This window comes from Streptomyces rubellomurinus (genome assembly GCF_000961885.1).
Lineage (GTDB): Bacteria > Actinomycetota > Actinomycetes > Streptomycetales > Streptomycetaceae > Kitasatospora > Kitasatospora rubellomurina.
Genome location: NZ_JZKH01000010.1, coordinates 101808 through 127824 on the forward strand (window position 1 = coordinate 101808; position 26017 = coordinate 127824).

At 73.4% G+C, this 26017-nt stretch carries 22 protein-coding genes; 14 read left to right on the forward strand and 8 right to left on the reverse strand.

Annotation, left to right across the window (positions count from 1 at the left end; genetic code table 11):
* Positions 1 to 11: 11 nt before the first annotated feature.
* Positions 12 to 2039 carry a HelD family protein gene (locus tag VM95_RS07725; RefSeq protein WP_244178666.1) on the reverse strand — a complete coding sequence of 676 codons (2028 nt, stop codon included), beginning with the start codon at positions 2037 to 2039 and terminating at the stop codon, positions 12 to 14.
* A 396-nt stretch (positions 2040 to 2435) separates the two neighbouring features.
* Between VM95_RS07725 and VM95_RS07730 the strand changes: the two genes are divergently transcribed.
* The 7 genes from VM95_RS07730 (at position 2436) to VM95_RS07760 (ending at position 6648) form a co-directional block, all read left to right on the forward strand.
* Positions 2436 to 2780: a hypothetical protein gene (locus tag VM95_RS07730; RefSeq protein ID WP_045693295.1), complete on the forward strand. Its 345-nt coding sequence runs from the start codon at positions 2436 to 2438 to the stop codon at positions 2778 to 2780.
* A gap of 36 nt (positions 2781 to 2816) precedes the next feature.
* On the forward strand, positions 2817 to 3335 hold the full coding sequence (locus VM95_RS07735; RefSeq protein ID WP_045693296.1) for a DUF6328 family protein: 519 nt from the start codon (positions 2817 to 2819) through the stop codon (positions 3333 to 3335).
* Between the two features lie 98 nt (positions 3336 to 3433).
* Positions 3434 to 3601, forward strand: coding sequence for a hypothetical protein (locus tag VM95_RS07740; protein WP_045693297.1), 168 nt, complete (start codon positions 3434 to 3436; stop codon positions 3599 to 3601).
* A gap of 29 nt (positions 3602 to 3630) precedes the next feature.
* Positions 3631 to 4152: a DUF1360 domain-containing protein gene (locus VM95_RS07745; protein ID WP_045693354.1), complete on the forward strand. Its 522-nt coding sequence runs from the start codon at positions 3631 to 3633 to the stop codon at positions 4150 to 4152.
* 87 nt (positions 4153 to 4239) lie between these two features.
* The gene (locus VM95_RS07750; RefSeq protein ID WP_045693298.1) at positions 4240 to 4641 is read left to right on the forward strand and encodes an STAS domain-containing protein; all 402 of its coding nucleotides are present in this window, start codon (positions 4240 to 4242) and stop codon (positions 4639 to 4641) included.
* 97 nt (positions 4642 to 4738) lie between these two features.
* Positions 4739 to 6310 (forward strand): PP2C family protein-serine/threonine phosphatase, encoded by a 1572-nt coding sequence (locus tag VM95_RS07755; protein ID WP_078859680.1) that lies wholly within the window; start codon positions 4739 to 4741, stop codon positions 6308 to 6310.
* Between the two features lie 149 nt (positions 6311 to 6459).
* Entirely contained in the window at positions 6460 to 6648 is a 189-nt protein-coding gene (locus VM95_RS07760; protein WP_045693299.1) for a YegP family protein, read from the forward strand.
* Between the two features lie 62 nt (positions 6649 to 6710).
* Here VM95_RS07760 and VM95_RS07765 read toward each other — a convergent pair whose 3' ends face one another.
* On the reverse strand, positions 6711 to 7499 hold the full coding sequence (locus tag VM95_RS07765) for an SDR family NAD(P)-dependent oxidoreductase (RefSeq protein WP_045693300.1): 789 nt from the start codon (positions 7497 to 7499) through the stop codon (positions 6711 to 6713).
* Between the two features lie 54 nt (positions 7500 to 7553).
* Between VM95_RS07765 and VM95_RS07770 the strand changes: the two genes are divergently transcribed.
* The 3 genes from VM95_RS07770 (at position 7554) to VM95_RS07780 (ending at position 9860) form a co-directional block, all read left to right on the forward strand.
* Entirely contained in the window at positions 7554 to 7988 is a 435-nt protein-coding gene (locus VM95_RS07770) for a MarR family winged helix-turn-helix transcriptional regulator (protein WP_244178667.1), read from the forward strand.
* Positions 7989 to 8094: 106 nt separating this feature from the next.
* Positions 8095 to 9351, forward strand: coding sequence for an arsenic transporter (locus VM95_RS07775; protein ID WP_045693360.1), 1257 nt, complete (start codon positions 8095 to 8097; stop codon positions 9349 to 9351).
* Positions 9352 to 9365: 14 nt separating this feature from the next.
* The gene (locus VM95_RS07780) at positions 9366 to 9860 is read left to right on the forward strand and encodes a universal stress protein (RefSeq protein WP_045693301.1); all 495 of its coding nucleotides are present in this window, start codon (positions 9366 to 9368) and stop codon (positions 9858 to 9860) included.
* Positions 9861 to 10164: 304 nt separating this feature from the next.
* Here the strand turns inward: VM95_RS07780 and VM95_RS07785 are convergent, their stop codons facing one another.
* Positions 10165 to 13404 carry a SpaA isopeptide-forming pilin-related protein gene (locus VM95_RS07785; RefSeq protein ID WP_244178669.1) on the reverse strand — a complete coding sequence of 1080 codons (3240 nt, stop codon included), beginning with the start codon at positions 13402 to 13404 and terminating at the stop codon, positions 10165 to 10167.
* A gap of 377 nt (positions 13405 to 13781) precedes the next feature.
* Here VM95_RS07785 and VM95_RS07790 point away from each other — a divergent pair, with 377 nt between their 5' ends.
* Positions 13782 to 14729, forward strand: coding sequence for an extracellular catalytic domain type 1 short-chain-length polyhydroxyalkanoate depolymerase (locus tag VM95_RS07790; protein WP_078859682.1), 948 nt, complete (start codon positions 13782 to 13784; stop codon positions 14727 to 14729).
* Between the two features lie 20 nt (positions 14730 to 14749).
* On the opposite strand, the gene VM95_RS07795 is transcribed toward VM95_RS07790, so the two are convergent.
* From VM95_RS07795 to VM95_RS07810, 4 genes are read right to left on the reverse strand one after another with little or no spacing between them, the layout of a single operon-like run.
* Positions 14750 to 17131, reverse strand: coding sequence for a beta-xylosidase/alpha-l-arabinosidase (locus tag VM95_RS07795; RefSeq protein WP_244178670.1), 2382 nt, complete (start codon positions 17129 to 17131; stop codon positions 14750 to 14752).
* Positions 17132 to 17148: 17 nt separating this feature from the next.
* Positions 17149 to 17967, reverse strand: a complete 819-nt coding sequence (locus VM95_RS07800; protein WP_045693303.1) for a carbohydrate ABC transporter permease — start codon at positions 17965 to 17967, stop codon at positions 17149 to 17151.
* On the reverse strand, positions 17967 to 18887 hold the full coding sequence (locus VM95_RS07805; RefSeq protein ID WP_425265289.1) for a carbohydrate ABC transporter permease: 921 nt from the start codon (positions 18885 to 18887) through the stop codon (positions 17967 to 17969). Before VM95_RS07805 ends, VM95_RS07800 begins: the two co-directional genes overlap by 1 nt.
* Positions 18888 to 18919: 32 nt before the next feature.
* A complete protein-coding gene (locus VM95_RS07810; RefSeq protein ID WP_244178671.1) occupies positions 18920 to 20191 on the reverse strand; it encodes an ABC transporter substrate-binding protein in 1272 nt (423 codons plus the stop codon).
* A gap of 229 nt (positions 20192 to 20420) precedes the next feature.
* On the opposite strand from VM95_RS07810, the gene VM95_RS07815 reads away from it, so the two are divergent.
* The gene (locus VM95_RS07815; protein ID WP_341845993.1) at positions 20421 to 21437 is read left to right on the forward strand and encodes a LacI family DNA-binding transcriptional regulator; all 1017 of its coding nucleotides are present in this window, start codon (positions 20421 to 20423) and stop codon (positions 21435 to 21437) included.
* Between the two features lie 126 nt (positions 21438 to 21563).
* Here the strand turns inward: VM95_RS07815 and VM95_RS07820 are convergent, their stop codons facing one another.
* Positions 21564 to 23036 carry an endo-1,4-beta-xylanase gene (locus tag VM95_RS07820; protein WP_045693308.1) on the reverse strand — a complete coding sequence of 491 codons (1473 nt, stop codon included), beginning with the start codon at positions 23034 to 23036 and terminating at the stop codon, positions 21564 to 21566.
* 540 nt (positions 23037 to 23576) lie between these two features.
* Here VM95_RS07820 and VM95_RS45100 point away from each other — a divergent pair.
* Both VM95_RS45100 and VM95_RS07830 read left to right on the forward strand, forming a co-directional pair.
* On the forward strand, positions 23577 to 25580 hold the full coding sequence (locus VM95_RS45100; protein WP_078859683.1) for a glycoside hydrolase family 6 protein: 2004 nt from the start codon (positions 23577 to 23579) through the stop codon (positions 25578 to 25580).
* A gap of 57 nt (positions 25581 to 25637) precedes the next feature.
* On the forward strand, positions 25638 to 26017 hold a 380-nt coding region (locus tag VM95_RS07830; protein WP_045693310.1), incomplete at its 3' end, for a cellulose binding domain-containing protein.

Below are 26017 nucleotides of genomic sequence, written 5' to 3' on the forward strand. Positions count from 1 at the left end.
CGCGTCCGCCGTCAGGCCGGCTCGACCGTGACGGTGCACAGCCGCTTGGTGGCCCGGGTCAGCGCCACGTACAGGTCCCGCTCCCCGCCGGGGCGGGCCGCGACGATCTCCTCGGGGTCGAGGACGACGACCCCGTCGAACTCCAGGCCGCGCGCCTCGGACGCCGGCACGACGCGGGCGTGGCGGGCGACACCCCCGGCCGTCAGCTCGCCCGCCCTGGAGTCCGCGCAGACCACCCCCAGCAGCTCGCCCGGGTGCGCGGCGCTCTGGGCGCGGAGCTCCCGGAGGACGGCGGCGACCAGCCCGTCCGGCGGTGCGGTCACGGTGCGCGGGCTCTCCCCGCTGCGCAGTGACCGGGTGGGCCGCTGGTCCGGGGCGATCCGCGCGAGCAGGGCCCGGACGCTCTCCAGGATCTCCTGCGTGGTGCGGTAGCTGACGGTCAGCTCGTGCAGCTTGAACCGCGGTCCGACGTGCGGGCCCAGCGCCTCCTTCCAGTCGCGGGCCGTCGTGACCGGGCCCGCCTGGGCGAAGTCGCCCACCAGCGTCATCGCCCGCGCCGGGCAGCGGCGGACGATCATCCGCCACTGCATGGCGGTCAGTTCCTGCGCCTCGTCGACGACGACGTGCCCGTACGTCCGCCCAGGGGGGCCGTCGACCAGGCTCGCCGCCTCGTCCAGCAGCGGCACGTCGGCCTCGGTCCACGGGTCGTCCGGGCCGCCCAGCAGCAGGGACCGCTCCGGCGCGGTCAGGCGGGGCAGGTGCTCGGCGAGGGCGTCGGCGTCCGCCAGGAGCGCCCGCACGAGCTCGCCGGGCTCCAGCCGCGGCCACAGCGCCTCGACCGCCCGGTCGACGCCGTCGTCCTCGAGCAGATCGGCCCGGACGGCGTCCAGGTCCAGCTCGTGGGCCGGCCCCGGCTCGGCCGCGCCCTCGGCCCGGCGCCGGTCGGCTCCCGTGAACCGGTCGAGGTCGAGGCCCGTCATCCGCTCGGCGTCGGCGTCGATCTGCTCCAGGACGTCGCCCATGTCCCGCTGCAGCGCGTCGGCGACGGCGTCGACCAGGAGCTCCCTGAACACCTGGCGCGCGGGGTTGTGCCCCGGTACGGCCGCCACCGCGGCGTCACGCGCCTCGGCGACCTCCTCGCCCGACAGGTGGACCAGGTCCCGCCCGACCCGCACGGTGAAGTCGCCGGCGGGGGCCTGACGGACGCGCAGCAGGCCGGCCAGCGCCTCGGCGAGGTCGGAGCCGCCCTTGAGCCGGGCCGCGTCGGACGGGCCGACCGCGCCCGGGGTCACTCCGGCCAGCTCCCGGCAGGTCGCCAGGACGACGTCGTTCTCGCCGAGCGAGGGAAGGACCTGGGAGATGTAGTCGAGGAAGCGGGCGTTCGGGCCCACCACCAGCACGCCCTCCTCCGCGGCGCGCGGGAACGCGTACAGGACGTACGCCGCCCGGTGCAGGGCCACCACCGTCTTGCCGGTGCCGGGCCCGCCCTGCACCACCGTCACCCCGCGGTGGGCGGAGCGGACGATCTCGTCCTGCTCGGCCTGCAAGGTCGCGACGGCCGCCTGCATCCGGCCCGTCCGCCGCGCCGACAGCGCCTCGACCAGCGGGCCGTCCCCCACGACGTCCTCCTCGGTCGGGGCCGTCCCGTCCAGCAGCTCGTCGCTCACCGAGACGACCGTGCGCCCCTCCAGGCCCAGGTGCCGGCGCCGCCGCAGGCCCATCGGGTGAACCGGCGTCGCCTCGTAGAAGGGCCGCGCCGCGTTCGCCCGCCAGTCCACGAGCAGCGGCAGCTCGTCCTCCTCGGAATACAGCCCGATCCGCCCGATCCGCAGGGCCGAGCCGTCCGCCCGGTCGATCCGCCCGAAGACCAGCCCCTTTTCGGCGCCCTCCAGCCGGCCTATTTCCCGGCCCAGCCGCTCGGCGGCGATTTCCCTCTCGTACGCCTCACCGGCGCTTTCCGCCGGAGCCTTCAGCACACCCGCCCGCTGCGCCCGTGCCTCGGAAAGCCTCTCCGCGAGCAGCTCGTACAACGAGGACACGTAATCCCGCTCCGAGTCAAGAGCGCCACGCATTCCGTCGTTCCGCATATTGCAGTCACTCCCCCGACGCCCCACCGAACTTGACCGACTGGAATATAAGTAAGCCCCACAGCACTGTCAAGCCCGGAATTCCCCGCCAAAACCATTGCGCCCGGACGAACGCTATGCCTCTGCCGAATGTGCGGAACGAGCGGTTTTTGTGCCCTGGCGGGATTTGCGGGTCGACGGAATTCATGCCTCTGCGGCACCGGTCGGTCGGGGCGTGCCGCGCGGCCCGACGTCGTTCACCCGTTTGCCCCGCCGCCACCCGCCGCCACCCGGCGCCGCCCCGTCCGGCCGTCGTCCGGCCCGCTCGCCCGGGGGCGGGCCGCCCGCTCCGGACGTAGGTTGCGGGGCATGACCAGTGACGAGACGACGACCCCGGCCGTGGGGGTGCGCCCGCTGGCCGAGGTGTTCGACGCGATCGAGACGGCCAACCGGCGCCCGCAGCCGTGGACCGGGTTCGAGCACGGAGTGCTGGGCGCCTACCGGTGGGCCGCCGGAGCCCAGGTCGCGGCGCCGGTCACCGCCGCTGCCGCGCTCGGTGCCACCGGCCCCTGCCGGGCCCAGTTGCTGGCCGAGTGCCAGGCCGCCGCGGTCCGCCTGCGCGAAGCCCTGGCCGCGGGCGCGGACGGCGTGGGTGCCCTGGGTGCCTACCAGGCGCTGGCCTGGCTGTGCGGCCACCACGACGACCGTCCCTGACCACCGCACCGCCCGTAGCCGGGGGAGGAATCGTCCGTGAGCAACGACGGCGCACCGGGCCGCGACGAGACCGCGCAGGAGCGGGCCGACCGCCTGTGGACCGACATGCTCCAGGAGGTGCGCGTCTGCCAGACCGGCGCGCAGATCCTCTTCGGCTTCCTCATCGGCGTCGCGTTCACCCCGCGCTTCGCCGCCCTGCCCGACTTCGACAAGAACCTCTACACCGCCACCGTGATCCTCGGCGCCGTCGCCACCGGCGCCCTCGTCGCGCCCGTGGCCTTCCACCGCCTGCTGGCCGGCCGCGGCATGAAACCCGAACTCGTCCACGTCGCCGGCCACCTCATCGCCGCCGGCCTCGTCACCCTCGCCCTCACCATCGCCGCGGCCCTGCTGCTCCTGCTGCGCACCGCGACCGGTAGCCCGACGGCCGCGTGGATCATCAGCTCCGTCGTCCTCCTGTGGTTCACCACCACCTGGCTCGTCCTGCCCCACGTCGTGCTGCGGCGCGCGGCGGCCCGCCGGTCGGCCACGGACGACGACGGACGGCAGCGGTGAAGCGGGACGGATCACTCCGCGTCCCCGCTTAGGACCGGCCGACCCGGGCAGGCGCGAGGTCCGGAACATCCCGCTACCCGTGAGAGAGGCCGACTCCCATGCTCCTCCTCGTTCTCGTCCTCCTGCTCGCCCTGGTCCTGGGCGGCGCCGGCTTCGCGATCCACATCCTGTGGTGGATCGCCCTGGCCGTCCTCGTCGTCTGGGCGCTCGGCTTCGTCTTCACCGCCGGCGGAGCCTCCGGCGGTCGCCGGTGGTACCGATGGTGACCGGCCACCACACGTCCCCCGATCCGACCGTGAGCGGCTCCACGAGCGCCGTCGGTTCCTCGCTCCGCCGTGAGCGCGGGGCGTACGAGCCGGAGGGCGATCAGCCGATCGGCGGCTACCTCGCCGTCATGGCCGCCTACCTGGGCTGCGTCGGCGCGCTCACGGCCTTGGCCCGGCGGACGGGACGGCCGCTGCCGACACCCGGCCCGTGGGACGTGCTGCTCACCGCCGGCGCCGTGCACAAGCTGTCCCGGCTGGTGACGAAGGATCCGGTGACCAGTCCGCTCAGGCTGCCGTTCACCCGCTTCCGCGGCCAGGCCGGTCCGGCCGAACTCGCGGAGGACGTCCGGGGACAGGGGGTGCGACGCGCCATCGGCGAGCTGGTCACCTGCCCGTTCTGCACCGGCCTGTGGATCTCCACCGGCCTCACGGCGGGTCAGGTCCTCGCTCCGGAGGCGACCCGGCTCGTCAGTTCGGGGCTGTCCGCGCTCGCCCTCTCCGACCTGCTGCACTTCGCCCGGGTGGGGCTCCAGGACGTCGCGTCACGGTAGGTGCCCTGCGCGGCTTGCCGGGCGGTGCGCTCGCGGTGTCCCGGGGAGATGATGGGAGCCGGACGGTCGACGAAGCATCGGAGTCCCATGTCCGACCAACCGGACCGGCACGACACGGCGGGGCAGGCCGACGTGCGACTGCGGGTGACCGCGCGGGAGCGCGCCGTCCGGGCGCTGGTGTGCCGGCTCGCCGGTGAGGCGGACCACGAGACGAGGGCCGCCCTGGACGAAGCCCTGGCCGAGGCCGTGGCCGCCGGGCCCGACCTGCTGGTGGTCGACCTCGCACCGCTCACGTTCTGTGACTCCAGCTGCCTGAACGCGCTCCTCCGGGCCCGTGAGGACGCCGAGGCCGCGGGCGTCTGGCTGGTCCTGGCCGGGCCCGGGCCGCAGATCAGGCGGCTTCTCGCGATCACGGGAACCGATCAGGTCTTCACGGTGCGCGCGAGCCTTCAGGCCGCAGTGGGCGTCAGCAGGCTCCCGCACGGGTGATCCCGACCGGAGGCGGCCGCGGCGACCGGCGTGAGCGGGACGGCCGAGCCACGAACCCGGGCTTCTGGCACCGCCCGGGGCGTGACATGCTCGTTGCATGGCGGACCGCGAGCAGGTGGAAGAGCCCGTGCCGGGCGGCGGCCCCGCCGCGGAGGCCGGCCTCGCGGTGGTGCGGGAGGTCCTGGCCGGCCTTCCCGGTTCGGTGGTCTTCCTCCGGCCGGAGTTCGGGCCGAGCGGTGAGGTGGTGGACTTCCGGATCGCGGCCGCCTCGCCCGACGCGGTCGACATCGGCGGACGCGACGGTGCGCGGCTGGTCGGGCGCAGTGTGCTGGGCACGTACCCGGGCATCGACACCACCGACCTGTGGCGCGGCTACCTGGACGTGCTGGCGACCGGTGCCGTCCACGAGGGGGAGCTGGAGTACGAGGAGGCGGGGGCCGGTATTCCGCACCGGTCCCGGTTCGGCGTCCGGGCGTCCGCCTGTCAGGGCGGGCTGATCGTCTCCTGGGACCGGCTGGACGCCGGAGAGCGTGAGCAGCGCCGGCTGGCGCTCATGCAGCGGCTGGGGCGGATGGGCTGGGTGGATCGCGACCTCGTGAACGGCACGATCGTCTGGTCGGACGAGGTGTACTCGATCTTCGGCAGGGACCGGGCGCTGGGCCCGATGACGTTGGAGGAGCTGTCGGCCCGCGCCGAGGGCGAGGACCGTGCGGCGATGGAGGAGGCGGTGCGGCGCCTGCTCAAGAGCGGGGAACCGATGGACCGCACCTTCGGTGTCCGGCTGCCCGGTCCGGAGGTGCGCCAGGTGCGGGTGGTCGCCGAGACCGAGACGGATGTGCACGGTGACCCGGTGCGGGTCCACGGTTTCTTCCAGGACGTCACCACCGCCAAGCACGCCGAACAGCTGCTGCTCGAACACCGGCAGGCCGCGCTCGCCCAGCAGAGCCTGCTGGCCGCCGAACGCGATCTCGCCGCCCGCCTCCAGGACACCCTGCTTCCGGTGCCCCAGCAGACGCTGGAGCTCGCCGGCCTGTCCGTCGACGTCGCCTACCTGCCGCTCCAGAAGGGCCTCAGGCTCGGCGGCGACTGGTACAGCGCCATCGAACTGCCCGACGGCAGCGCGCTGCTCGTCGTCGGCGACGTCGCGGGCCACGGGCTGGACGCCGTCGCCACCATGGCCCTGCTGCGTTTCACCGCCAAGGGCATGGCCATCACGGGCACGCCGTTGCCCACCGTCCTGGCCAACCTGAACACCCTCCTGCTGCACACCCCGGACCGCACCGGGTCGACGGCCACCATGATCATGGCCGTGTACCAGCCCGCCGTCTCCCGCCTCACCTGGGTGCGCGCCGGCCACCCGCCGCCCCTGCTCGTCCGCGATGACCGCGCCCGGTTCCTCCCCACCGCCGGCGGCATCCTCCTCGGCGCCACCCCGTCCCCCCGCTACGAGGCCTCCACCGTCGACCTGCTTCCCGGCGACCACCTGCTGCTCTACACCGACGGCCTGGTGGAGAGGCCGAACGAGCCCATCGACGAGGGCCTCGCCCGCCTGGCCGCCACGGCCCTGGCCCACGCCCGCACCCCACGGCCCCTCGACGGCATCGTGCGGTCCCTGGTCGCCCCGCACGCCCGTCGCGACGACGTCTGCGTCCTGCACATCAGCCGATGACGCGGCCCCGTGAGCTCCGCCCGCCCGGCCGGCGCCGGGCTCCGCAACTCGAATGGCCGCCACCCGACTAGGTCAACTGGACGGCGAGGCAAGGGATTTGACCCTACTCTGCGACGAGGGGGTCACCTGAGCGAGAGGTACGCACTGACATGGCTGGGAAGTTCGAGCTGTACACGGACGAGAGCGGGATGCACCGGTTCCGGCTCAAGGCGAGCAACGGGACGATCGTGGTCACCGGTGACCCGCAGGAGAGCAAGGACGACTGCCTGAAGAGCATCGAGTCGATCCGCAAGCTCGCCCCGTACGCCGAGCTCAAGGAGACGGCCGGATCGGCCTGACCTCGCGGTACGTGTGCGCGGGCGGGTGGTGCGAACCACCCGCCCGCGGCTGTTCGCGGGGCTCAGGGCCGGCTTTCGATCCAGTCCACGACCTGCCGCCGCGCCCGGGCGTCGAGGGCCTGCTCGTGGGGCTCCGCGCGGTCGAAGCGGTGGAAGTACGCGCCGCGCACGCCGGCGAGTTCGGTGTCGAGGGCGACCCGGAGGACCGCCAGCGTCCCGTCGTCGAGCGTGGAGACGACCGGGAGGCCGCTCTCCCTGACCAGGGGCGTGGGCATCTCCCGTGCCGGGTGGACGACGTTGACCGGAACGCCGTCGCGGGCCAGCTCGATCGCGGACATCACCAGCGCGACCTTGCTGCGGCAGTAGGCCCGGATCCCGTCGTAGCCGCGCTCGAAGTTCAGGTCGCGCAGGTCGAGCGGCAGCTGGCCCATGCTGCCCACCTGCACGATCCGCCCCGCCGGGGACAGCGCGGCGGACAGGTCCCGGGCGATCAGGTGCGGAGTGACGGCGTTCACCGCCATCCTCAGCTCGACCCCGGCGGCGTTGGTCTCCCGGACGGTGGTGTCGGCACCGCCGCCGGCCGCGGCGTTGTTCACCACGAGGTCCAGCGGGCCCTCGCCGGCCAGGGCCCGGCACATCCGCCGGACCGCGGCGTGGTCGGACAGGTCGCACTCGACCACCCGCGGCGCGGGGGCACCCGTCCTCCCCGCGGCCGCCACCAGCTCGTCCGCCCGCGTCGAGGTGCGCACGGGCAGCACCAGCCGCCAGCCGCGCCGCGCCAGGTCCAGGGCGATCTCGCGCCCGAGCCCGGAGGCGGCGCCGGTCACCACAGCAGTCTTCACGTCATTCATGTCTTGAAGACTATCAAGACCTTGATGATGCTCAGGGCCTGTAGGATAGCGGGCATGGCACTGGCGGCGAGCGAACGGCTCGGGTACGACATCAAGGCCGCCGAGGCCGCGTTCATGGCGGCGAAGGCCGAGGCACTTCGGCCGATGGACCTCACGGTGGCCCAGTACGCCACCCTGCTGGCGCTTCGCGACAACCCCGGGATCAGCGGCGCGGGTATCGCCCGGGCCTGCCTGGTCACCCCCCAGGCATCGGCGGCCACCCTGAAGACCCTGGAGGCCAAGGGGCTGGTCGTGCGCGAAGCGGACGACTGGAACCGCAACAGCCGGCCCAACCGCCTGTCCGAGGAGGGCCGGCGGCTGGTCGACCGCGCCGACCGCGCCGCCGGCGCCGTGGAGCAGCGCATGCACGACGCGCTCTCCCCCACGGACCGCGACACCCTGCGCCGGCTCCTCGGCCGGTGCCGCGCCGCGGCCGCCTCGACCTCCTGACCCGGACGGCCCGGGCGCACGCCCGTCTGCCCGCCTGACGTGCTGCGGCCTGGGACGTTCTGGTTCGATGGGGGCGCCGTCACCGCCGCCCGCAAGGAGCAGGACCCTGAGCACGTCGTTCGCAGAAGCGCTGTCCGTCGGACTGCTGGTCCTGGTGCTGGTCTGCGCGGTGGTGCGGCCGTGGGGCTGGCCGGAGGCGGTGGTCGCGGTGCCGGCGGCGGGACTGGTGGTCGCCACCGGCGCCATCCCGTGGGCGCACGCGGTGGCCGAGGCGGAACGGCTCGGGCCGGTGATCGGGTTCCTCGCCGCCGTGCTGGTGCTGGCCCAGCTGTGCGACGACGAGGGGCTGTTCCACGCCTGCGGGGCCTGGATGGCCCGCACGTCGGCCGGGAGCCCGCGGCGGCTGCTGGCGCAGGTGTTCGCGGTCGCCTCGGTGATCACGGCGGTGCTCAGCCTGGACGCCACCGTGGTCCTGCTGACGCCGGTGGTGTTCGCCACCGCCGCCCGGCTCGGTGCCCGGCCCAAGCCGCACCTGTACGCCTGCACCCACCTGTCGAACACCGCCTCGCTGCTGCTCCCGGTCTCCAACCTGACCAACCTGCTGGCCTTCGCCGCCAGCGGGCTGAGCTTCACCCGCTTCGCCGCGCTGATGGCGCTGCCCTGGCTGGCGGCCATCGCGGTGGAGTACGCGGTGCTGCGCCGGTTCTTCGCCGCCGACCTGGACGCGGGCGCCCGGGCCGAGGGCGAGGTGGCGGCGCCGGAGATGCCGGTGTTCGCCCTGGTCACGGTGGCGGGCACGCTCGCCGGCTTCGTGCTGACCTCCGCGATCGGGGTGGATCCGGCCTGGGCGGCGTTCGCCGGCGCCCTGGTGCTGGCCGTCCGGGCCCTCGCCCAGCGCCGTACCGCTCCGGCCGCGATCGTCCGCTCGGCCGCCGTGCCGTTCCTGGCCTTCGTCCTCGCGCTCGGTGTCGTGGTCCGGGCCGTGGTCGACAACGGGCTGGCCTCCGCGCTCGGGCACCTCGTCCCGCACGGCACCTCGCTGGCCGCCCTGCTCGGCGTCGCGGCGCTGGCGGCCGTGCTGGCGAACGTGATCAACAACCTGCCCGCGACCCTCGTCCTGCTCCCGCTGGCCGTGCCCTCCGGGTCGGGTGCCGTCCTGGCGGTGCTGCTGGGGGTGAACATCGGCCCCAACCTCACCTACGCGGGCTCGCTGGCCACCCTGCTGTGGCGGCGGATCGTCCGCGAGCACGACACCGAGATCGGATTGGGCGAGTTCACCCGGCTCGGACTGCTCGTCGTGCCCGCTGCCCTGACGCTGGCCGTGGTGGCACTGTGGGGGTCCCTGCACGTCATCGGAGGCTGAGGAGGCCGACGCCCGTGACCGTCGTCGTCTGGATCGCCGAGGGCACCTGGCCCGCCTGTGTCGACGCCGCGCGCGTCCACGCGCCGCAGGACGCGGAGATCGTCCTGCTCCACGTCAGCGACCAGGACGTCCCCGGCGTCGCGCACGGCGCCTTCGCCGGCCTGCTCGGGCGCGGCCACCGCGAGCGCGACCCCGGCAACCGGGTGGAGCACCTCGCCACCGCCTCGGCCCGGCACCTCCTCGCCGCCGCCGCCGACCGCCTCCAACGGCCCTGCGCCCGCCTGGAGCGCACCGGCCGCACCGAACGCGAGGTCGTCGCGGCGGCGGCGGGGGCCGAGCTGCTCGTCCTCGCCCGCGACGGCGACCGCACCCGCCTCGGGCCGCACAGCCTCGGCCCCGCCACCCGTTTCGTCGTCGACCACGCCCCCTGCCCCGTCCTGTTGGTCTGGCCGGAGCCGGCACCGGGCGCCGAGACCCTCCCTCCTCCCCCGCCGCACCACCACCGGTGACCGACGATCAGCGCCCGGCGTCAGCATGGTGTCCATCCGATCGGGAGCGTCACGCGGCGGTGTCGAAGCGCTTCGACTCGAACATTCACCAAATGATTCGGGTTTCCTGATGGCGTGTCAGTGAAGAAATCTGCGCGCGGAGAATTCCGAGGAATTCATCGAATCGGTGTCGAATATCCGGCGAATCAAAGGCGTGCGGTCGAGCCGTCGAGCCTCGGTCGAGCGTCCCAGGACGAGGGAGGGCGGGCGGCCGGCTCGCCGCCGACCGCCCGCCCTCCGTGGGACCTCCCGCGAGGCCTGCCGCTCAGGCGCCGTGGCGGCGCCGGACGGCGGCGTACAGGACGACTCCGCCGAGCAGCACCAGCGCGCCGCCCGCGCCGGCGAGCAGGAGTGCCTCGCTGCCGGTCGGGGGCAGTTCGGGCAGCCGGTCGTTGTCGACGGTCAGCACGACCTCGCCGGCCTCGCCGATCCGGATCTCCGCCTCGGTGACGGGGTCGCCGGGCAGCCGGTAGCCCTTCGGAGCCTCGGTCTCCTTGACCAGGTACCGGCCGGGCCGCTGGGCGCCGAAGTCGCAGACGCCGTCCGCCCCGGTGGTGCAGGGCGGGCCGATCCGCGCGTCCCCTCCGTCAGCGCCGCCGGCGCGGTGCCAGAGCTCGAACACGGCGCCGGGCAGCCGCTGGTGGCTCCTGCGGTCCTGCTTGACGACGCGCAGGGCGCCGGGAAGCGGCCGGTCGACGGCGGTGGTGCCGACGCCCTGCCGCCAGTTGTCGGCGGTGAGCACCAGCGGGCCGAGGACCGCCGGATCGGGGAGCTGGTAGCCCCGGGGCGCCCGGGTCTCCTGCCAGTAGTAGGTGCCGAGCGGCACCGCCGCCGCGCACCGGCCGTCATCGCCCGTGGTGCACGGGCCGCCCGACTTCGTGCCGCCGCCCGCCGGATCGCCGTTCCACAGCTGGAACTCGGCGCCGGGCAGCGGCCTGCCCTGCGGGTCGGTCTTCAGCACCGAGACCTGGCCCCGGGCGGGCTGGTCCACGGCGGTGACGGTCAGCCCGGCGTCCGTGGCCGCCTCGGTCAGCGCGAGCGGCCCGGACACGGCCGGCCCGGGCAGCTGGTACCCGGCCGGGGCGGCGGTCTCCTCCCAGTAGTACGTGCCCGGCGGTACGGTCGCCGAGCAGCGGCCGTCGGCGCCGGTGGTGCACGGCCCGCCGACCTTCGTGCCGCCGCCCGCCGGGTCCCCCTGCCACAGCTGGAACACGGCCCCGGCCAGCGGCCTGCCGTCCGGATCCGTCTTCAGCACGCTGACGGCGCCCTCGGCCTGGTGGAAGCCGAAGTCGACGGTGTGGTCGTTCTCGCCCGGTCCGCCGGTGGTGAGCGCGTACTCGGGGTACCGGCCTCCGGGCGGGACGACGCCCTTGCTGTCGACGAACCGGTTGTCGCCCGCCCGGGCGACGGTCGGCACCCAGCGGTACAGCGGTCCGCCGCTCGCGTAGTCGGCCGGGTCGTCGACCCGGACGGTGTACGCGGTACGCGGCTTCAGGCCGCCGGGCACGTTGGTGTCGTCGAAGTAGTACTCGCCGCGCGCGGTCGTCCTCGTCGTCGCGATCCGCTGGCCGTCGGCGTCGTACAGGTGGACGGTGGCGTCCGGGACGGGCGCCTCGCCCGGGTCCTGGAGGCCGTCGCGGTCGACGTCGTACCAGAGCCGGTTGCCGATCTGCAGCGGCGCCTGGTCGCACAGGACTTCCAGGTCGGCCATCGAGCCGGCCTTGCCGAAGGAGGTGGTCAGCTGGTTGCCGACGCCGTCGCTGTGGGCGCCGGTGCGGGGGAAGAAGCCGGTGCCGCCGGTGTAGACCGTGGCGAGCGGGTCCATCGCGGAGGACGCGATGGTGGACTCGACCTTGGACAGGGCGATGCCGGCGAAGGCCGCGTTGTAGTGAAAGACGGTCCGCTGGGTGTCGTAGAACTTGTTGCCGCGCCCGGTCAGTCCGCAGCCGCCGTTGGCGTCCAGCACGAAGGTCCCGCCGGGGCCCGGGCACGCCCGGTCGAGGTCGCCGCCGGAGGCCACCGAGGAGATCCTGGGGTCCGTGGCCGAGTTCCGGGCGTTCACGCCCATCTGGTCGGCGAACCGGTCCCGGAAGCCGAGGATCATGCTGCCGTCGGTGTCGATCACGATGTCGCCGAGGATCGGCTGCGGGTAGCCGTTGAGGTACCCGGAGCAGGTGTGGCCGTCCTGGGTCTCGCGCCACACGTCGGACCAGGTGTACCAGCCGGCGCCCGGGCAGGCGGTCAGCGTGTACGTGGGCGGCCGGGGGAAGTCCAGCTTCTGGTCCAGCACGGTGCCGGTGAAGGCCCCGGCGGCCGGGGCGAAGGTCTGGACGACGGCCCGAAGGTCGGCCCGGTCGCCGGTGCTCTCGCCCGAGCAGACGCCGCCGACGTACACCGTGCCGTCCTGGACCCCGAGGCCGTACGGACGCCAGTCGCCGGCCGCCGGGCAGCCCGGGTCCGGGACGGCGTAGCTCGCCTCGGGGGCGGCGGCGGTCGGCCGGGTGGCGTCGTAGCGGTACAGCTTGCGGTCCACCAGGTTGACGACGTACAGGGCCCGGCCGTCCTCGCTGACCTCGACGTCGCCGAGCGACTCCTTCGCGACGGTGCCCATGAAGTTCACGTCGCCCGCGGTGGCGAAGTCGTGCCGGGTGGTGCCCGCGTTCGGGACGGTGGTGAACAGCGTGGTGGCGCCGGTGGTGCGGTCGGTCAGGTAGATCGCGCCCGGGCCGCCGGGGCCGTAGTCGGCGCCGCGGTGGGCGGTGGCGCCGGAGAAGATCCACTTCTTCTGCTTGCTCCACCCGATGCCGTACAGCGCGCCGGTCTGGGCGGCGGTGGCCCGGTCGGTGGTCCGGTCGTCGACCCCGCGCGCGCTGTACGGGAACTCCACCAGGGTGCGGGCGCCCGCCCCGGCTTCCGGGGGATGGATGCAGGCGGTGGCCAGCGGGGCGTTGCGCTGGCAGTAGTCGCCGGGGTTCCACAGCCCCGTGGTGAACGAGACGTTCTTCCCGCCGGACAGGTCGACGAATTCCTCGTTGCTGCTGAGCCGGCTCGGATCGCCACTCAGGCCCTGCCGGGAGGCGAAGGCGGGGAACAGCAGGCCGGGCCGGGGGTTGACCACCTGGACCCGGTAGCTGCCGCCCTTGAGCGCGCTCCCGTTCGGGTCCAGCGTCACGGTGCCGTCTGCGGCGGTCCGGCCGGTGAGGGTGGTCCCGGCGTCGTCGGTCAGGTCGACCGTGACGCCGGCCATGCCCGGCTCCAGCACCGGGTCGTAGACCCCGCCGGTGTCCACCGCACGGACCACCCGGACGGTGACCGCGCCGTCGCCGGTGCCGGCGGCGGCGCGGGTCGCGACCAGGCCGGGCACGGCCGCGCACAGGGCCAGGGCGGCCGCTCCGGCGAGTGCCGGGCGCAGCCGTGGGCGCGGGCGGGCGCCCGGTCCGGCGCCCGGTCCGGGGCTCGATAGGTCGCTCGGTGGGTCACTCGGTCGGTCGGGGTGCAATTCCACGCCCCCGTCATTCTTTCGCACTTGTATCACCATTCAATTCCCCGGGCGGAAAACCCAACGCGATACAAAATGCCGCAGGAATTCGGCCGTACGTCACCGCACGATGACCCGCCGTCAAGAGCGGGCGGAATTTCACTCACTCGGACGGAGGGCGCGCGCCTTCGGGGCGCAGCGCCCGGCAGGGCCCGCCCGCCGGAGCGCGCGGCCAGCGCGGCCCGCGCCGTCCGCGCCGCCGTGAAACTTTCACCGGCGGAATCGCTCCCACCGGCCGTGTCCCGGGGCGGCCGGGAAGGCCGGCCGGCCACTCCTTGACGGCCCGCGGTCACTGATGCAGCGTCATCAGCCCGAAACCCGTTCGAGACGAGAGAGCAGGTTCCATGCCGCGTTCCCGGTACCTGAAGTCCCGCCTGATCGCCGTGCTCCTGGCCCTCGCCGCCGCGTGCGGCGTGAGCCTGTCGGCCGCGCCCCCGGCCGGTGCCGCCTCGCTGACCCGGATCGCGGACTTCGGCAACAACCCGACCGGCCTGCAGATGCACCTGTACGTGCCGAACGGCGCCAAGGCGCACCCGGCGATCCTGCTGGCGCTGCACGGCTGCCAGGGCTCCGGCCCGTACCTGTACTCCAGCACCGACTTCGCGGGGCTGGCCGACCGGTACGGGTTCGTCGTCATCTACCCCTCGACCAACCCCGGGGGCAGCTGCTGGGACGTCTCCTCCGACCAGGCGCTGACCCGGGGCGGCGGCAGCGACCCGGTCGGACTGATGTCGATGATCACGTACGTCGAGCGGCACTACGGCGGCAACCCCGACGCCGTGTACGTCACCGGCGAGTCCTCGGGCGGGATGATGACGAACGTCATGCTCGCGGACTACCCGGACGTGTTCAAGGCGGGCGCGGCGTTCATGGGCGTGCCGTACCACTGCTTCTACACGGGCACCGTGCGCGGCTGGAACGGCCCCTGTGCCGGCGGCCAGGTCTCGCTGTCCGGGCAGCAGTGGGGCGACCTGGTGCGCCGCGCCTACCCCGGCTACACCGGGCCGCGCCCGCGCGTCCAGCTGTGGCACGGCACCGCCGACCCCATCCTGAACCACCGCGACCTCGGCGAGGAGGCCAAGCAGTGGAGCAACGTCCTGGGCGTGGACCGGACCCCGCCGACGAGTGACACCCCGGCCGCCGACTGGAACCGGACCCGGTACACCGACCGCTCCGGCACCACGCAGGTCGAGACCTACAGCATCGCGGGGGCCGGTCACCAACTGCCGGTCCAGGGCACGCCGATGGCCGCCTACGCCGTCCACTTCATGGGCCTGGACCGCAGCCGGTGACCGACCGGCCGCGGGCCCGGTCAGGGGACGGCGGCCGGCGGGAGGCTGTGGACGGTGACGGTCGGGTGCAGCCGGCGGGTGTGGTCGAGCGCCCGGGCCGGGCCGGTCAGACGCAGCGGCACGGTGAGGCGGGGGTCGGTGCTGGAGGCGGAGATCCGCAGTTCCAGTGCTCCGGGCTCGACGACCCGCCCGCCGTCCCGGCCGGTGAAGCCGGCCAGGTCGGCGGGGAGGGTCAGCTCCACCCGGCAGGCCGCTCCGGCCTCCAGCGGGATCCGGCGGTAGCCGACCAGACGCTGCACCGGCTGGACGACGCCGGCCACCGGGTCGTGCAGGTAGAGCTGCACGACCTCGGTGCCCGCCCGGGTGCCGGTGTTGCGGAGCCGGAAGGCGAGCCGGAACGCGCCGTCGGTTCCGGTCTCGGCCTCCCGCACCTCCAGGTCGGACCAGGCGAACTCGCTGTAGCCGAGCCCGTGTCCGAAGCCGAAGGCGGGCGTCGGGTCGGTGCTGGAGACCTCGCCGGCCTGGGCCAGGCGGGCGGCCAGGTAGGTGGAGGGCTGGATCCCCGGGTGGGCGGGGACGGAGACGGGCAGCCGCCCGGACGGGTTGACCCGCCCGCTGAGCACGCCGGCCAGCGCCCGCGTCCCGGCCTCGCCCGGGAAGAAGCACTGGACGATCCCGGCCGCCCCGGTGACGGCGCGCCCGAGCGCGTACGGCCGCCCGGCCAGCAGGGTGACCACCGCAGGCGTCCCGGAGTCCACCACCGCCTCCATCAACTGCCGCTGCCTGCCGGGCAGTTCGAGCGATTCGACGTCGCAGCCCTCGCCGCTGGTGCCGCGCCCGAACAGTCCGGCGCGGTCACCGAGGGCGAGCACCACCACATCGGCCCACCGGGCGGCGCGGACGGCCTCGGCGATGCCGGCGGTGTCCTCGCCGTCGACCGTCACGCCGCGCACCGTGCGCAGCTCGCTGCCCTTGAACTCCGCCGCCAACGCCTCGCGCAGGGTGGGCAGTTCGATGCCGAGCGGGGTGCCGGGGTGCTGTCCGCCGACGTGCACCGGGAAGGAGTAGCAGCCGAGGACGGCGGTGGGTTCGTCGGCGTTCGGGCCGATCAGCGCGATCCGGGCGGGGTCGCGCAGCGGCAGCAGGCCGTCGTTGCGCAGGAGCACCACGGCCTGCTCGGCGAGGTCGGTGGCGAGTGCCCGGTTGGCGGGCCGGTCAAGGTCGACGAGACCGCGCAGCGCCTGCGGATCGCTCAGGTCGGCGCCGGCCAGGGCGGCCGGTACGGGGCTCCAGTCGGCGTCCAGCAGCCCGAGTTCGGCCTTCTGGACGAGGACGCGGCGCAGCGCCCGGTCGATCAGCCGCTCGGGCACGGCGCCCGTGACGACCGCGTCGAACAGCGGCTGTCCGAAGGCGTCGACGGTCGGCAGCTCGACGTCGACTCCGCCGGCCAGTGCCTGCCCGGCGGCGGCGGAGCGGTCCTCGGCCACGCCGTGCAGGGTGGCGAGGAACGCGATGGCGAAGTAGTCGGCGACGACCGTGCCGGTGAACCCCCAGGTGTCCCGGAGCAGCCCGGTGAGCAGGGCCTGGTCGGCGGTGGAGGGGAGGCCGTCGGTGTCGGTGTAGGCGGGCATGACCGAGCGGGGCCGGCCTTCGCGGACGGTCATCTCGAAGGGCGGCAGGATGACGTCGGCGCGCTCGCGCGGGCCCATCGAGACGGGGGCGAGGTTGCGTCCGGCGCGGGAGGCGGAGTACCCGGCGAAGTGCTTGAGGGTGGCGACGACGCCGGCCGACTCCAGGCCCTGGACGTAGGCGGTGGCGATGGTGCCGACCAGGTACGGGTCCTCGCCGATGGTCTCCTCGACCCGCCCCCAGCGGGCGTCGCGGACCACGTCGAGCACCGGGGCCAGGCCCTGGTGCACCCCGACGGCCCGCAGGTCGCGGCCGATGGCGGCGGCCATCGCCCGGACCAGCTCCGGGTTGAAGGCGGCGCCCCAGGACAGCGGCACCGGGTAGGCGGTGGCTCCCCAGGCGGCGAAGCCGGCCAGGCACTCCTCGTGGGCCAGCGCCGGGATGCCGAAGCGGTTGGCGGCGGCGATCCTCTGCTGGGTGCGCAGGAGCGAGAGCGCGCCGAGCGCCGGGTCCACCGGGGCGGTGCCGAACGGTCGGGTGAGCTGGCCGAGGCCGTACGGCAGGAGGGTGGCCAGGTCGGGTGCCGGCCCCATCTCGTGCTGGTGCGGGGCGACTTCGTCGCCTCCGGCGTCGGCGCCGACCCAGACGCCGACCAGTTGGGCGGTCTTCTCCCGCAGGGTCATCGCGGCGATCAGGGCGTCGGCCCTGGCCTCCGGGGTGAGTGTGGTGTCGCGCCACGCGGGCGCGGGTTCGGGAGCCGTGTGAGCAGCCATGTGATCCATGTGAGCGTTCACTTTCCTCCCACCCCCGTCAGGCCCTGGACCAGGGCGCGGCGGGCGAACAGGTAGACGACGAAGACGGGGAGCATGGACAGCACGACGGCGCTGAGCAGTCCGGGCACGTCCACGCCGTGTTCGGTCTGGAAGTCGTACAGGCCGAGGGTGATGAGCTTGGTGGATTCGGACTGGGTGAGGATCAGCGGGAAGAGGAAGCCGTTCCAGGCCTGGAGGGCGGCGAAGACCGTGATCGAGGACAGCCCGCCCTTGGACAGCGGGATCACCAACTGGCGGAACATCCGCGCCGGGGAGGCCCCGTCCATCGCCATCGCCTCGTACAGCTCGGGGCTGATGTCGCGCATGGACCCGGTCAGCACCAGGGTGCAGACCGGCAGGCAGAAGGCCGCGGTCGGGAGGATGACGCCGAGCAGGTGGTCGTACAGGCCGGTCTTGCTGATGACGAAGAACATCGGCACGATGACGGCCTGGGCGGGGATCGCCAGGCCCAGCAGGAACAGCCGGAACACCCAACCGGTCACCCGGCCGCGGGCGCGCACGATGGCGTAGGAGAGCGGCGGGACGACCAGCAGGACGATGGCGACCACGCCGGCGGTGACGGTCAGGGTGTTGAGGAAGTCCCGGCCGAAGCCGGAGGAGAGGTCGGTCAGGTAGTTCTGCAGGGTCCACTGCCGGGGCAGGCTGAGCGGGCCCTCGGTGGAGTAGTCGGAGCGGGTGCGGAAGGTGGCGATCAGCAGGACGTACAGCGGCAGGCCGACCAGCACCAGCCACACCAGGGAGCCGAACCCGGCCAGGATGTTGGGGCGCCGTCGCATCACAGGCCCTCCGTCGTGCCGCGCATCTTGTCGTAGCCGGAGATCCGGACCACCGCGAGCGAGATCAGGGTGGCGACCACCACGAGGACCAGCGCGACGGCCGACCCGGTGCCGAAGTCGAAGCTCTTGAAGGCCTTCTGGTACATGTAGTAGGAGGTGACGGTGGTGTCCGTGCCGGGGCCGCCCTGGGTGAGGATCAGCACCGTGTCGAAGGTGGTCAGTCCGCCGACGACCATCAGGATCACCGAGGTGATGATGGTGTTGCGCAGCTGCGGCAGGGTGATGTGGAGGAACTGCCGCACCCGGCCCGCCCCGTCGACGGCCGCGGCCTGGTAGAGCACCTGGGGGATGGCCCGGGCGCCGCCCTGGTAGATCAGCGCGTGCAGCGGGGTGAACTGCCAGACGCCGACGAAGGTCAGCACCCCGATCGCCCCGGCCTTGCTGCCGAGCAGGTTGCCGTCGCCGAACAGCCAGGTGAGCTCGGCCGGGACGCCGAAGTTCGGGTCGAGGACGGCGCGCCACACCACCGAGACGGCGGTCGCCGAGAGCAGCAGCGGCACGAAGTAGACGGCCGAGAGCACGGCCCGGTTGCGCTGCTTCCCGGCGGCCCAGACGCCGAGCAGGATGCTGATCGGCGTCTGGGTCACCACCCCGAGGGCGGTGAGCAGCAGGGTCGTCCAGACGGACTGGAGCATCACCGGGTCGTCCGCCAGGGCGGTCCAGTTGTCCAGGCCGTTGAAGCGCAGGTCGCCGATGCCGTCCCAGCTGGCGAAGGAGAGGACGGCGACCAGCAGCAGCGGTGTGAGCGCGAACATCAGGAAGAACACCGCCGCCGGGAGCGCCCACACGACGCCCGGGCGGGTCGCCTCCGCGCCGGCCCGTACGCGACGCGTCGTACGGCGCGTCATGCGGCGCGTCATGCGGCGCGTCATGCGGCCCGTCGTGCGGCGCGTCATGAGGTCGGCAAGGCCCGCATGGCCTTGATGAAGCCGTCGGCGTCGAGGGCGCCGTTGAAGAACTGCTGGACGGCGGTGTGCATCGGGGTCATGGCGCTCGGCGGGTACGCCTGGTCCCAGGAGAGCTGGAACGAGGGGGCGGCCTTGACCATCTGGTACTGGTCCTTGGAGTAGGCCGGGCTGGCGGAGAGGTCGAGGTGGTCGGGGGTGTTGGTGGTGGTCGGCAGGTTGCCGATGGACAGCTGGGCCTTCACGAACTCGTCGGAGTACATCAGCTTGAGGAAGGCCGCGGCGGCCTCCGGGTGCTTGGACTTCTTGAGCACGGAGTAGAAGTTGTTGGTGTTGCCGACGACGTCGGCCGCGTCGCCCTTGCCACCGCTCAGGGACGGGAAGCCGGTGTAGCCGAGACCCGACTTGGCGAAGTCCGGGTTGGCGTCCTGCTGGGTGGAGTAGTACCAGGAGCCCATGAGCTCGAAGGCGGCCCTGCCCTTGGCGACCAGGGCCGGGGAGCCGCCGTCGGTGAACTTGACGGAGTCGAAGTTGCTCCCGAAGGCCCCGGCGTCGACGAGTTGCCTGATCGCGGCCAGGGCCTTGCGGCTGTCCTCGCTCCCCCACGCCTCCTGGTCGCCGCCGAGCGCCTTCTGGAACAGGCCGGGGCCGGCGATCCGGTCGTAGAGGTACTCGAACCACATCAGGGTGGGCCACTGGTCGCCGCCGCCGAGTGAGATCGGGGTGATGCCCTTGGCCTTCAACGCCTGGACGGCGGCGAGGAGTTCGTCCCAGGTCTTCGGCGGCGTCAGCCCGGCGTCCGCGAGGACCTTCTTGTTGTGGAACAGCAGCACCGGCTGGGTGCCGCGCATCGGCACTCCGTACGGCTTGCCGTCGACCACGGCCGAGTTGAAGACCGAGGGGAGGAAGTTGTCCTTCAGGCCCGGGTCCTTGGCGATGAAGTCGTCCAGCGGCAGCAGCAGGCCCGCCTTGACGAACGGCTGGATGGAGCCGCCGCCCCAGTTGAAGAAGACGTCCGGGGCCCGCGAGGTGTTGATGACGGTCTGGAGCTTCTGCTGGTAGTCCGCTCCGGGGATGGTGTCGAGCACCGCCTTGACCTTGGAGGTCTTGTTGAACGTGTCGACGATCTGCTTCTCGACCTTGTTCCCGGCGTCTCCGTAGACCAGCACGTGGATCGTCCCGCCCCCGGCGTCGGAGGAGCCGTCACCGGAGCCGCAGGCGGCGGACGTTCCCAGGACGAGTGCGGTGACAACGGTCATCGCAGCGAGTCTCGATCGCATATCCTGCCCTCAGTTCGAATGTTTCGAGCAAGTTGCCGAATGTTGTGGGAAACCTAGAGCCGACCTGACCGCCCGTCAAGAGTGCGGACGGGATCGGCTCCGGCCCGCCGGCGGGCTAGCATCCGTGCGGTACGGACCGCCCCCGGGCCGTGCCCGACAGCCACCCACGACGGAGTTCGCCCTAGCAGGGGCAGTGCAGGAGGAACCCGTGGACAGAGCGGCCACGCTGGCCGAGATCGCGCAGGAGGCGGGGGTCTCCGCGCCGACTGTTTCGAAAGTCCTGAACGGACGCGCCGACGTCGCCCCGGCCACCCGGGAACGGGTGGAGGATCTGCTCCACCGGTACGGCTACCGGCGGCGGCGCGGCAACCGTCAGACGAGCCCGCTGCTGGAACTGGTCTTCCACGAGCTGGAGAGCGCCTGGGCGGTGGAGGTGATCCGCGGCGTCGAGAACGCCGTCCGCGACGAGGGCCTGAGCATCGTGCTCTCCGAGTCCGCCGAACGGCACGGCCCCGGCCAGTCCTGGGTGGACGGGGTGCTCGCCCGCCGCCCCACCGGCGTGGTGCTGGTGCTGTCCGACCTGGACCGCTCGCTGCGCGAGCAACTGGCCCGCCGGGACATCCCCTTCGTGGTGCTGGACCCGGCCGGCGACCCCGGCCAGGAGGTGCCCGCCGTGGGCACCACCAACTGGGACGGCGGCCTCGCCGCGACCCGGCACCTGCTCGACCTCGGCCACCGCCGGATCGGCCTGCTCGGCGGCCCCGCGCGGATGATGTGCAGCCGGGCCCGGGCCGACGGCTACCGGGCCGCGCTCGACATGGCGGGCATCCCGTACGACCCGCGGCTGGTCCGCGAGGGCGACTTCCACCACGAGTCCGGGCGCCTGCTCGGCCTGGAACTGCTGCGCCTGCCGGAGCGGCCGACCGCCGTCTTCGCCGGGAACGACCTCCAGGCGCTCGGCCTGTACGAGGCCGCCCGCGAGCTGGGGCTGCGCATCCCGGAGGACCTCAGCGTGGTCGGCTTCGACGACCTGCCGCTGGCCCGCTGGGTCGGCCCGCCGCTGACCACCGTGCGCCAGCCGCTGACCGAGATGGCCGAGACGGCGACCCGCCTGGTGATCGACCTGGCCCGCGGGGTGCGGCCCGGCACGCTGCGGGTGGACCTGGCCACCAGCCTGGTGGTGCGCAGCAGCACCGCCGCGCCGCGCGCGCAGCCGGCGGCCTGACTGAGGGTCAGGCCGCCCGGTCGCCTGGTCGCCGGGCCGGACAGCGGTGCGGCCGGGCGGTCCGGGAGTCCCGGTACCGTCCGGCCGCACCGTGCTGCGGTGTCAGTGTCAGTGTCAGTGTCGGTGTCAGCCGAGGGTCCACTGCTGGTTGCGGCCGCCGCCGCAGGTCCACAGCTGGACCAGGGCGCCATCGGCGGTGGAGGTGCCGGACACGTCCAGGCACAGACCGGACTGGGCCCCGGTGACGGTGCCGTCCGCGTTCAGGTGCCACTGCTGGTTGGCCTGGCCGTTGCACGACCAGACGACCACCTTGGTGCCGTTGGCCGCGCCCTGCCCGGAGGCGTCCAGGCACATCCGGCTGCCACCGTCGTAGACGCTCAGCTCGCCGGCCGAGGTGCGCGTCCAGGTCTGGTTGGTGCCGCCCCAGCAGCTGTAGATCTGCACCTGGGTGCCCGCCGTGGTCGACGCGTTCGGCACGTCCAGGCACTTGCCGGCACCGACCGCGCGCAGCGCGCCCGTGGTGCTGCCACCGCCGCCGGGGGTCGAGCCGCCGAGGGCGGAGAGCGCCGCGTAGTAGGCCGGCTTGGGCTGGTCGTTGCCGTCGTACATGGTGGCGGCGCCGGTGCCGGGGAAGGTGCCGGGGATCCAGGAGTGGGCGTCGTCCACGCCCCACTGGCTCACGCCCACGCAGCGGGACACGGCCGTGCAGGCCTTGACGACGGCGGCGTAGTCGGCGGCCTGCTGCTGGAGCGCGGCGCCGGAGGCGGGGAGCTGGATGCGGTCGTCCAGTTCGGTGACGGCCACGTCCAGGCCCAGGTTCGCGAACCGCTGGATGTTGGCCTGCAGGTCGGCGGGGACCTGGCCGAGGACGAAGTGGCTCTCAAGGCCGATGCCGCCGAGCGGCACGCCCTGGGCGAGCAGCGACCGGGCCAGGCGGTAGAGGGCGTCGCTCTTCGCGTTCACGCCCTCGATGTTGTAGTCGTTGATGTAGAGCTTCGCTCCCGGGTCCGCGGCGTGCGCGGTGCGCAGCGCGTCGGCGAAGTAGCCCTCGCCCATCGCCCGGTAGAACACGTCCTGGACGTAGGAGCCGTCGCCGTTGAAGGGCTCGTTGATCACGTCCCAGGCGTAGACCTGGCCCTTGTAGTGGGTGGCCTCCGCCGTGATGTGGGACTCCATCGCGGAGCGCACCTGGTTGAGCGGCAGGTTCGCGGCCCAGGAGGGGAGTTGGTTCTGCCACACCAGGTTGTGGCCGCGCACGCGCATGCCGTGGGACTTGGCGAACTGGACGATCCGGTCGCCCGGCCCGAAGTTGTACGCGCCCGGGGACGGCTCGATGGTGTCCCACTTCATCTCGTTGGCCGGGGTCAGCATGTCGAACTGCGCCGCGGCGACGGCGGTCTCGCCGGGGGCGCCGAGGTCGCCGCCCTCCAGCGCGGTGCCGAAGTACCGGCCGTTCGCTTCCGCGGCCGCCTTGAGCGTGGTGCCGGCGGCCGCGGCCGGGCTCGTCGCGGCCAGCGCGCCGGTCGCGAGCACCAGCGCCAGGACCAGGGCGGCGGTCCAGGCGCGGTGCAGTCCGGTCAGGATCCTGCGAAGGGGCATGGTCGACCTCCGGGGTCGTTCCGTGGGGGGTGGGGGGGTGAACACCCGCGTGGTCAGCGGGCGTTGGCGCGCGAAGGAGGACGGTGGTGGGGCCGTCGGTTCGGGGGGCGGGAGCAGCGCGGCGGTGGGTCGCGCTCCCGCGGCTAGGTAACTCGGGGTGTACGGGACGCGTCAATACGCGGTTGAATGTTTCGACGATGTTTCGGAAATATCCGCGGCTCCCAGGGCCGCCCGGGGACCCCGACCCCGCGGGTGCGCGGGGCCGGGGCCGGGGCCGGGGGGACGGGCTCAGCTGCCGGGGGCCGCCGGGGGCCGGACCACGGCGGCGACCAGCGGCGGAGCCCGGCACCCCGGGCCGTGCGCCACCCGGCGCGGCGGCCTGTAAGTTTCAGCCTCTCGTGGGAGCGCTCCCGCGCCTCTTGACGGTGTTTCACCGGCCCTGGCTTGATGTGGGGGGATCGCCGCGCCCCGATCTGGGCGCGCTCCCACCCCATTAGGCGATCCCGTCAGGACTCCCACCCCCCGTGAAAGGACCCGGACGTGTCCCGTTCCGTCCTGCGCCGGCTACGCACGGCAGCGGCCGCCTCGCTGCTCGGCGTCACCGGACTGCTGCCGAGCATCGGCGCCGCCACCCCCGCGCACGCGGCCACCCCCGTCCACGTCACCAACCCCTTCGCCGGCGCGACCGGCTACCTCAACCCCGACTTCGCGGCCGAGGTCAAGGCCCAGGCCACCGCCGACGGCGGGGCCCTGGGCGCGCTCGAAACCCAGGTCGCCGCCAACCCGACCGCCGTCTGGATGGACCACATCGGCGCGATCGCCGGCGACGGCGGGCGGCTCGGCCTCCAGGCCCACCTCGACCACGCCCTCGCCCAGCAGCAGGCGGGGAGCACACCGGTCGTCCTCCAGGTCGTCATCTACGACCTGCCCGGCCGGGACTGCGCCGCCATCGCCTCCAACGGTGAACTCCCTGCCACAGCAGCAGGGTTGACCACCTACGAGACGCAGTACATCGACCCGATCGCGGCCGTCCTGGCCAACCCGAAGTACGCGGGCCTGCGGGTCGCGGCCATCATCGAGCCGGACTCCCTGCCCAACACCGTCACCAACCAGTCCAAGCCGGCCTGCGCCACCGCCGCGCCGTTCTACGAGTCGGGCGTCGAGTACGCGCTCAACAAGCTGCACGCGATCCCCAACGTCTACAACTACCTGGACATCGGCCACGCGGGCTGGCTCGGCTGGTCCACCAACATGGTCCCGGCGGGCAAGGAGTACGCCAAGATCGCCCAGGCCACCACCTCCGGGTTCGCCAGCGTCGACGGCTTCGTCAGCGACACCGCCAACACCACCCCGCTGACCGAGCCGTTCCTGACCAACCCGGACCTCACCGTCGGCGGGCAGCCGCTCAAGTCGGCCAACTTCTACCAGTACAACCCCGTGTTCGACGAGTACCACTACAACACCGCGATGTACGCCACCCTGGTGTCCAACGGGTTCCCGAGCAGCATCGGCATGCTGGTCGACACCTCGCGCAACGGCTGGGGCGGCCCCACCCGGCCCACCGCGCTGAACTCCAGCCCGACCACGGTGGACGCGTACGTCGCGGCCAACAAGGTCGACAAGAAGCCCTTCCGCGGCGACTGGTGCAACATCAACGGCGCCGGCATCGGCGCCCGTCCGCAGTCCCTGCCGTACGGCGCGGGCAGCCCGATCATCGCGTTCCTCTGGGTCAAGCCGCCGGGTGAGTCGGACGGCGACTACCCCTCCGCCACCCACCCCCACGGCGACCCGCACTGCGACCCGAACGGCACCCAGAGCGACGGGAACGGCAACACCTACCCGACCGACTCCATGTCCGACGCCAACGTCCCGGCGGGCCAGTGGTACCCGGCCCAGTTCCGGCAGCTGGTCCAGAACGCCTACCCCGCGTTCGACGGCTCCGGCGGCACCACCACCGGCCCGACCGCGCCGAGCGGCGTGACCGTCACCGGCACCACCAGCAGCAGCGTGTCGCTCAGCTGGACGGCCTCCACCGGCCCGGCCGCCGTGACCGGGTACTCGGTGTACCGCAACGGGGTCAAGGTCGCGACCGCGACCGGCACGAGCTACACCGACTCCGGGCTCTCCGCCGCCACCGCCTACCAGTACACCGTCACCGCGCAGGACGCGGCCGGGAACACCTCCCCCGCCTCCCTCGCGGTGACCGCCACCACGGCGGCGTCCGGCGGTGGCGGCGGCAGCAGCGGCTGCTCCGCCACCTACGCGGTCGGCAACGACTGGGGCAGCGGCTTCACCGCCGGCGTCACCGTCGCCAACACGGGCACCACGCCGACCAAGTCCTGGACGGTCACCTGGAGTTGGGGCGGCAACCAGCAGATCACCAACAGCTGGAACGCCACCACCGCGCAGAGCGGCGCCGCCGTGACGGCCGCCAGCCAGGCGTACAACGGCGCCCTGGCGCCGAACGCCACCACCAGCTTCGGCTTCCAGGCGACCTACGCGGGCGGCAACACCGCCCCGACGCTGACCTGCACCGCGAGCTGACCTCCCCCGGCCGGGGCCGCACCGGCGGCCCCGGCCCCCACCCCCGAGGAGTTCGGCATGCCCAGAGCCGCCCGTGCCCGTACCGCCGCCTTCGCCGCCGCCACCGCCGCGTGCACCGCCCTGGCGGTGCTCCCGCTCACCGCCTCGGCGGCGCCCACCGCCAGCAGCCTTTCCTGCGGCGTGAGTTACGCCGTCAACGACTGGGGCAGCGGGTTCACCGCCAACGTCACCATCACCGACACCGGCACCACCCCCATCAACGGCTGGACCCTCGGCTACGCCTACACCGGCAACCAGACCCTCCAGAACGGCTGGAACGGCACCTGGACCCAGACCGGGCAGAGCGTCACCGTCACCAACCCCGCCTACGCCCCCACCATCAACCCCGGCGCCGGCTACACCACCAGCGCCAACTTCTCCTACACCGGCCCCAACAC

Coding starts and splice junctions, on each gene's coding strand:
- VM95_RS07810 (WP_244178671.1), bottom strand. CDS start 20,191: ATGACCGTTGTCACCGCACTCGTCCTGGGAACGTCCGCCGCCTGCGGC.
- VM95_RS07770 (WP_244178667.1), top strand. CDS start 7,554: ATGGCACTGGCGGCGAGCGAACGGCTCGGGTACGACATCAAGGCCGCC.
- VM95_RS07820 (WP_045693308.1), bottom strand. CDS start 23,036: ATGCCCCTTCGCAGGATCCTGACCGGACTGCACCGCGCCTGGACCGCC.
- VM95_RS07790 (WP_078859682.1), top strand. CDS start 13,782: ATGCCGCGTTCCCGGTACCTGAAGTCCCGCCTGATCGCCGTGCTCCTG.
- VM95_RS07800 (WP_045693303.1), bottom strand. CDS start 17,967: ATGCGACGGCGCCCCAACATCCTGGCCGGGTTCGGCTCCCTGGTGTGG.
- VM95_RS07740 (WP_045693297.1), top strand. CDS start 3,434: ATGCTCCTCCTCGTTCTCGTCCTCCTGCTCGCCCTGGTCCTGGGCGGC.
- VM95_RS07765 (WP_045693300.1), bottom strand. CDS start 7,499: ATGAATGACGTGAAGACTGCTGTGGTGACCGGCGCCGCCTCCGGGCTC.
- VM95_RS07760 (WP_045693299.1), top strand. CDS start 6,460: ATGGCTGGGAAGTTCGAGCTGTACACGGACGAGAGCGGGATGCACCGG.
- VM95_RS07755 (WP_078859680.1), top strand. CDS start 4,739: ATGGCGGACCGCGAGCAGGTGGAAGAGCCCGTGCCGGGCGGCGGCCCC.
- VM95_RS07805 (WP_425265289.1), bottom strand. CDS start 18,887: ATGACGCGCCGCATGACGCGCCGTACGACGCGTCGCGTACGGGCCGGC.
- VM95_RS07750 (WP_045693298.1), top strand. CDS start 4,240: ATGTCCGACCAACCGGACCGGCACGACACGGCGGGGCAGGCCGACGTG.
- VM95_RS07730 (WP_045693295.1), top strand. CDS start 2,436: ATGACCAGTGACGAGACGACGACCCCGGCCGTGGGGGTGCGCCCGCTG.
- VM95_RS07795 (WP_244178670.1), bottom strand. CDS start 17,131: ATGGCTGCTCACACGGCTCCCGAACCCGCGCCCGCGTGGCGCGACACC.